The following is a 6,816-nucleotide window of genomic DNA, read 5'->3' on the forward strand; positions in this document are numbered from 1 at the left end:
CGCACCAGGGGCGGTAGCTCAGTTGGTTAGAGCCGCGGACTCATAATCCGTTGGTCGCGGGTTCGAGCCCCGCCCGCCCCACAACTGAAATCGCAGGTCCAAGCGATGCCTGCGGGCGGTAGCCGGACCCACACGCGGGTCTCGGGACCCGCTACGTCCGCACCGCCTCCACATTTGCGTTGTACAGCGTGGCGGGCTGCGCCAGGGGCAACCAAGGGCGGGCAAGGCAGGTGCGGGGCCAAGTTTTGCGCGATTATGCCACCTGCAGCGCGTCGACGACCAGTTCGGCGCGCATGTGGTCGGCGATCGACCAGCCCACGATCATCCGCGAGTACACGTCGAGCACTGCGCAGCAATACACCGTGCCTTCCCGTGTCGGATGTTGAGTAATATCAGTGACCCACAACATGTTTGGCCGATCCGCAATGAACCGGCGCCGCACCAAGTCATCATGGAGTGCCGGCGCCGGGCGCTCGCCCGCGGCGCTTGCGTCGATGACATATTCCGGCGATGCCGGCCGCGCGCATCAAACGTGCGACTCGTTTGCGTCCGCATCGCACGCCCAGGCCGAGCCGAAGCTCGGCATGCACCCGCGGCGCCCCGTAGGAGTAGCGCGACCTGGTGTGGATCTCGGCGATCGTGGCCATCAGCTCCTGCTCAGCGACCTGGCGCGCCGACGGCCCCCGGCTGCGCCAGTCGTAGTCGCCCGACCGCGAACCCCCAGACACCGGCAGATCACCGCGACCGGGAAACCCTCGGCGGCGAGCTCATGGATCAGCCGGTAGATCATTTTGGGAGGACATGGTCACGGGCGAACAGCGCGCTGGCCTGCTCAACAAATTCCTCGGCCAACTTCACCACTGCCTGCACACCGGCCAGCTCTACAACGAACACCGGGGGTTCCCAACTCCTCTCCTGCGTGCGGCTTGACTTTAACTTCGTGAGATGTCTGACAGCGAGTTCTGATGGCGTGTCCGGGGTCGTCTGCGAATCCGGATTTCGTTGCCGGGCCTGGTCGTTCGGTGGTGGTCTCACGGAGGCGGTACGAGTCCTAAACGGACCAGGCTTCCTGCAGTCGCGAGGAGCGCTTCGTCGATCGGGCCTGGAGTGAAGCCGAGGACGGTCTTGGCCTTGCGGTTGCAGGGGCGCAGGACATCACCGATCACGGGTGCGGCAATGACCGATTTGACACCGGCCCAGTCGCGCAGGATGTAGGCGGCTTGCAGCATCGAGATGGGGCCGCCATCGCAGCAGGCGATGAACCGCTCACCGGCCGCGGCGTGATGGGTCATGGCGCGCACGTGGATGTCGGCAACGTCGCGCACGTCGGCGACGGGAAAACTGATGTTGGGCATCAGTGCCTGCGGGTCGATAAGCAGAGTCACGATCACGGCCAAAGACGCGGAGATGTCGCCGCTGAGCGTGGGCCCGAACGTGGCGGTTGGGTTGATCACACTGAGTTCGGTCTGCCCACCTTCGTTTTTGATGAAGTCCCAGGCGGCGCGCTCGGCCAGCACCTTGGATTTGACGTAGGCGGTGACGCCTTCGCCGTCGAGGTTGGTCCAGTCGTCCTCGGTGAACTCGCGGTCGACCTTGCCGTGGCCGCGGGCGATCGCGGCGAACGACGATGTGAGTACGACCCGTTTGACGCCTGCGTGGCGCGCGGCGCGCAGGACACGCAGGGTGCCGAGGCCGGCCGGCACGATCACCCTGTTTGCGTCACTGGGCTCATCCAGCGGGAACGGCGAGGCGACGTGAAGCACGTAGTCGCATCCGTCGACCGCCTCGGGCCAGCCGTCGTCGGAGGTGAGGTCGGCGACGGTGACTGTGAGCGTGTCTCCCGGCTCGGCGCCACCGCGCGCCACCATGTCTCGTACATCGGCCTCCCGCGCGCGAGATCGCACGCTCGTGCGCACGCTATAGCCGGCGTTCAGCAGCGCGACGACGCAGTGCGAACCCACAAAACCGGAGCCGCCGGTGACGAGGACCTGTTCGCGAGCCATGATGCCCCCAACCGCATTTGGAAGATCTTGCCGCCCACGCGTAGCCGGCACGGTACTTGGATACGCTTCGCGAGACCGGTGTACCCGCTTGCGACGGGCTTTATCGTCGACCGATTCTGCTGCGTCTGCTACCGGCCTGGGCGCGTGAAACCGCGGCTTCCGACTCGTCCCGACAGTACGAGGCGCGGTCCGCCTCGACGGAGCGGTCTTGCGCAGCAGCGAACTGCGGGTAGCCGGGAGGGTTCAACGAGCGCAAGCGCGACGGTCGGCGGTCGCTGCCGCGGTGGCCTATCTCGGCCTGGCAGGTCAGCTCAATGCGCCGGGTTTGCGACTCGCGTGGCCAGGCTGATCGCGCTCCTGCCTGGCAAGGTACCGGGAGTGGAGGGGTTGCGGATCCAATCCTGGCCTCGACACGGCATTCAATTCATTCACACGATTTTTCACGGAGGCGTTAGCTGATGCATCCTCCATCAACCCCGCGCCGGCCAGCCTGGACGCGTTTGCTCATCCTGATCGCCGTCGGCATACTCGCGGGGTGTAGTTCCTCGGCGCCGAGCGGCTCGACCACCACAGCGGCACCGAGCGGCGCGTCCGCCGCCGTGTCCGCGGCCCCCGCCGACCTACCGGCACTGGTCCGGCAGGTGGAGCCCTCGATCGTCACCGTGCTCACCGAAAGGGGGCTCGGCAGCGGCGTCGTTTACAAGACCGACGGCACCATCGTCACCGACGCCCACGTGGTCGCCGGCGCTCAACAGATAATGGTGGCGTTCGCCGACGGGCAGCAGGTTCCGGCGAAGGTTCGGGCCGCCGATCAGCTGTCCGATGTCGCCGTTCTCCAGGTCGACCGTGGCGGGCTGGCCGCGGCGACGTTCCAGAAAGACCTGCCCGAGGTCGGGGCGTTCGACGTGGTCATCGGCAGCCCGCTCGGGTTCGAGTCCACGGTCACATCGGGCATCATCTCGGGGCTGCACCGCCAGATCCCCGGTTCGGCGTCCGAGGGCGTGCCGCTGGTGGATTTGATCCAGACCGACGCCGCGATATCGCCGGGTAACTCCGGCGGTGCAGTGATCGACGGGCAGGGTCATGTTGTCGGCGTAAGCGAGGCCTACATCCCACCGACCGTCGGTGCAGTGGCCCTGGGCTTCGCCACCCCCGCCGCGACGGTCGTCGACGTCGCAGACCAGCTGCTGGCCACCGGAAGCGCGCATCATGCCTACATCGGCATTCAGCCCCGCACCCTGACCCCACAGCTCGCACAGAGCCTCGGGGTCAACCGCAACAGCGGTGTCGTTGTTCTCGCCGTCGGTAAACCAAGCCCGGCCGCCGACGCCGGCATCCGGCCCGGCGATCTCATCACCGCGCTCAACGGTCACGACACCCCGACGGCCGAGGATTTCATCGCCGCACTGCATAACGCCAAACCGGGCGACCACGTACAACTGACCGTGCTGCGCGGCAACCAGGCCCTGCAGATCTCGGTGACCGTGGCCGACCGTCCCGCCACCTGACACACCGCGAAGACCACCAATCATGGCCTCCAACAGCATCATTGAGGTGCGCATCGGCGCCCCGGACAATGTCCTCGAGGTTGAGGTCGGCACCGTCGAGGTGGATGACAACTTCTCATCGAATAGCAGACAGCGCCAACCGCTTCGCGAGATAGGGCGCCGTACGGCTGTGTTTCGCAAGTGCCACCTTTTTCGGCGGGCCCGCCGCAACCACCCGACCGCCGTTGCTGCCGGCGCCCGGTCCCAGGTCGATCACCCAGTCGGCGCCTGCGACCATGCGCATGTCGTGTTCGGCCACCACTACGGTATTGCCCGCGTCGACAAGGCGATGCAATTGACCATCGAGCAGATCCACGTCGGCGGGATGCAGCCCGGTGGTCGGCTCGTCGAGGACGTAGAGGGTGTGCCCTCGCCGGGGCCGCTGCAGTTCGGAGGCGAGCTTGATCCGCTGCGCCTCGCCGCCGGACAGCTCGGTCGCGGGCTGTCCGAGACGGAGATAACCCAGTCCCACCTCTCGCAGCGTGGTCAGACTCCGCGAAGCGCTGGCGACGTCGGCAAGAAACTCCGAGGCCTCATCGACCGTCATCGCGAGCACGTCGGCGATCGTCCTACCGCGATAGCGCACCTCAAGTGTCTCGTCGGAGTAGCGCGCACCATGACACGCAGGGCATGTGGCGTATGTGCCCGGCAGGAACAACAATTCGACCGACACGAACCCCTCCCCCTGACAGGTGGGGCAGCGACCGTCGGCCACGTTGAACGAAAACCTGCCCGCGGTCCAACCGCGACGACGCGCCTTCGGGGTCGCGGCGAACTCGCGGCGCACGGCGTCGAACAAGCCGGTGTAGGTCGCCAGCGTCGAGCGCGGCGTGCGCCCGATCGGGCGCTGGTCGACCGACACCAGCCGGTCGATCTCCTCGACCCCCTCGGCCGTCACACCCACGCTCGCGTCGTGGTCCAGATCGACGATCCCGGTGTCGGCTTCGCCGTCGTCGGATTCGGCCGGCTCGGCTGCGCGTCCCGAGCCGAGATGGCTGTTCATGACATCGCCGAGGACCTTGACGACCAGCGTGGACTTGCCTGAACCGGACACTCCGGTAACCGCCGTGTACACACCCAGTGGCAGGTCCACGTCGAGGTCTCTCAAATTGTGAAAGCAAATCCTGCGCAGACCCAGCCGGCCGGACTGCGTGCGGGGCTGACGAGACGGCGGCCGGGCTCGCTCGAAAAGGTACCTACGAGTGACCGACCCCTCGATATCGGCGAGGCCCGGCACCGGGCCGCTGTAGAGCACGCCCCCGCCAAGCTCCCCCGCCCCAGGTCCAACGTCGACGACCCAATCGGCACGACGGACCACGTCCATGTCGTGCTCGACCACGAACAACGAATTGCCCGCCCGCCGCAGGCGATCGAGCACGTCGAGTAGCGGTTCGGCGTCCGCGGGGTGCAGTCCAGCCGACGGCTCGTCGAGCACATAGAGCACGCCGAACAAGCCGGCTCGCAGTTGAGTGGCCAGCCGCAACCGCTGCAGTTCCCCGGGTGACACCGTCGGAGTGCGGCGCTTGAGGGTGAGATAGCCGAGGCCGAGATCGATGAGTACCTGCAGGCGTGCGACGAGGTCGGCGGCGATCATGGTCGCCACTTCCGTCAGCTCACCGGATTCCGTGGACTCGTAAGCGGCGGCGGCATCGGTCCGAGAAGCCGTCGGGCGCAACGTGTCAGCAAGGTCGGCCAACGGCATCGCCGCGTACTCGGCGATGGTGCGCCCGGCGAATGTCACCTTCAGCGCCTCCGGCCGCAGCCCGGAACCGTCGCACAGCGGGCAGTCGACGCTGTCGACGAACTGCAGCACGCGGCGACGCATCATCGCGCTATGGGAGTTTGCCAACGTGTGGCGGACGTGGCGCTCGGCGCTGGAGAACGTGCCGTTGTAGTAATAATCCGCCTGCACGGGGTGCTGGCCCGGATCGATTTCGACAGTCGGCTGCTCATCGGTGAACAGGATCCAGTTGCGTTGCCGCTTAGGGAGTTTTCGCCATGGCTTGTCGATGTCGTAGCCGAGCGTGATCAGGATGTCGCGCAGGTTCTGCCCCTGCCAGGCTCCCGGCCATGCTGCGACGGCGCCTTCGCGGATAGTCAGCGACGGGTCTGGCACCAGTGTCTCTTCGGTCACCCGGTGGATCCGTCCGAGCCCGTGACATTCTGGGCACGCCCCGACCGCGGTGTTCGGGGAGAAGGCGTCGGAGTCCAGTCGTTCCGTGGCCCCCCGCGGGTAGGTACCGGCGCGGGAGAAGAGCATCCTCAGCAGGTTCGACAGGGTAGTGACGGTGCCGACCGTCGACCGCGACGTGGCCGAACCCCGGCGCTGCTGCAACGCGACGGCGGGCGGTAGCCCGGTGATGTCATCTACCTTCGGCGCGCCGGTTGGCAACAGCAGGCGACGGGCGTACGGAGCGACCGATTCGAAGTAGCGGCGCTGGGCCTCGGCATAGATGGTCCCGAAGGCCAACGACGATTTGCCGGATCCGGAGATCCCGGTGAACGCGACCAGCGCATCACGCGGCGCTACGACGTCGACGCCCCGTAGATTGTGGACCCGCGTCCCGTAAACACGTACACAAGGGTCGATGGCGTCCGTGCTTCGGTAGGACGTTTCTGTCATCGCGCTCAGACGAGTACCCATGCTGAGGGACGAGGAAAACTCTTTGGAGAAGCAGCTGACGCCTGGTCGGTGCCGTCTTTCAGCCGCCTTCACTTGCGGCGGCCGCAGGACCGTCGCCCCACGCCGAACTGTGGCGGTGACAGTCGAGGAGGCGAACTACCAAGACCTCGAAAAACTCGCGGGTGGAGCATTCGCGGTCGACTAGCGCCGCAAGCAGGCCGAGCCGCTGATCGCACTGGCTGTTCCGCGGATGACGTAGGACGCCGTCAACACCCTAGGTCCCCGAACCTGGCCAGGATGCGGGCCGCGAGACTACCCGGAGGAAAGGCGCCTACCTACGCCGACCAGCTGATTGAGGAACTGCGTCACCTTCGGTGAGCTGATCCCGAGTCGCCGCTTAGGTTGTTGGACGTTTGGTCAGTCGTCGTCTTGCCACACACGCGTCCATGCGTAGCTAACACGGGACCGCCGCTTCTCACCCCGGCGTCACCCCGGCGTCCAGGGGCGATTTGCAGCCGTACCGAGGGCGTACCGGAACTGTACCGCCGGCGGCCAGATTCCATGTCTTGCAGGCGATTTGATGTGTTGGAGCGGACTATTTCGCCTGGTCGCGCGACCCGTGTCTAGGGGACTCATAATCCGT

The 6,816-nt window shown here is 66.4% G+C and carries 5 protein-coding genes and 1 tRNA gene; 2 read left to right on the forward strand and 4 right to left on the reverse strand.

Going from position 1 to position 6,816, the window contains the following annotated elements; all coding sequences use genetic code 11:
• The first annotated feature begins 7 nt into the window (after positions 1–7).
• Positions 8–81, forward strand: a tRNA-Ile gene (locus QOH60_RS12720).
• A gap of 172 nt (positions 82–253) precedes the next feature.
• Here QOH60_RS12720 and QOH60_RS12725 read toward each other — a convergent pair.
• The 3 genes from QOH60_RS12725 to QOH60_RS12735 all read right to left on the reverse strand — a co-directional run bounded on the left by QOH60_RS12725 (position 254) and on the right by QOH60_RS12735 (position 2,003).
• The gene (locus tag QOH60_RS12725) at positions 254–409 is read right to left on the reverse strand and encodes a DDE-type integrase/transposase/recombinase (RefSeq protein WP_526420760.1); all 156 of its coding nucleotides are present in this window, start codon (positions 407–409) and stop codon (positions 254–256) included.
• Between the two features lie 40 nt (positions 410–449).
• Positions 450–728, reverse strand: coding sequence for an IS3 family transposase (locus tag QOH60_RS12730; protein WP_526420762.1), 279 nt, complete (start codon positions 726–728; stop codon positions 450–452).
• 303 nt (positions 729–1,031) lie between these two features.
• Positions 1,032–2,003, reverse strand: a complete 972-nt coding sequence (locus QOH60_RS12735; RefSeq protein ID WP_526420764.1) for an SDR family oxidoreductase — start codon at positions 2,001–2,003, stop codon at positions 1,032–1,034.
• 500 nt (positions 2,004–2,503) lie between these two features.
• Here QOH60_RS12735 and QOH60_RS12740 point away from each other — a divergent pair, with 500 nt between their 5' ends.
• On the forward strand, positions 2,504–3,511 hold the full coding sequence (locus QOH60_RS12740; protein WP_526420766.1) for a S1C family serine protease: 1,008 nt from the start codon (positions 2,504–2,506) through the stop codon (positions 3,509–3,511).
• A gap of 115 nt (positions 3,512–3,626) precedes the next feature.
• Here QOH60_RS12740 and QOH60_RS12745 read toward each other — a convergent pair whose 3' ends face one another.
• On the reverse strand, positions 3,627–6,173 hold the full coding sequence (locus QOH60_RS12745; RefSeq protein ID WP_526420769.1) for an excinuclease ABC subunit UvrA: 2,547 nt from the start codon (positions 6,171–6,173) through the stop codon (positions 3,627–3,629).
• Between the last annotated feature and the right edge of the window lie 643 nt (positions 6,174–6,816).

The sequence above is a fragment of the Mycobacterium sp. genome (assembly GCF_032159765.1).
Lineage (GTDB): Bacteria > Actinomycetota > Actinomycetes > Mycobacteriales > Mycobacteriaceae > Mycobacterium.

Bases quoted from the DNA above. Each gene is read 5' to 3' on its own strand.
- QOH60_RS12735 (WP_526420764.1), bottom strand. From the start codon at position 2,003: ATGGCTCGCGAACAGGTCCTCGTCACCGGCGGCTCCGGTTTTGTGGGT.
- QOH60_RS12745 (WP_526420769.1), bottom strand. From the start codon at position 6,173: ATGACAGAAACGTCCTACCGAAGCACGGACGCCATCGACCCTTGTGTA.
- QOH60_RS12725 (WP_526420760.1), bottom strand. From the start codon at position 409: ATGTTGTGGGTCACTGATATTACTCAACATCCGACACGGGAAGGCACG.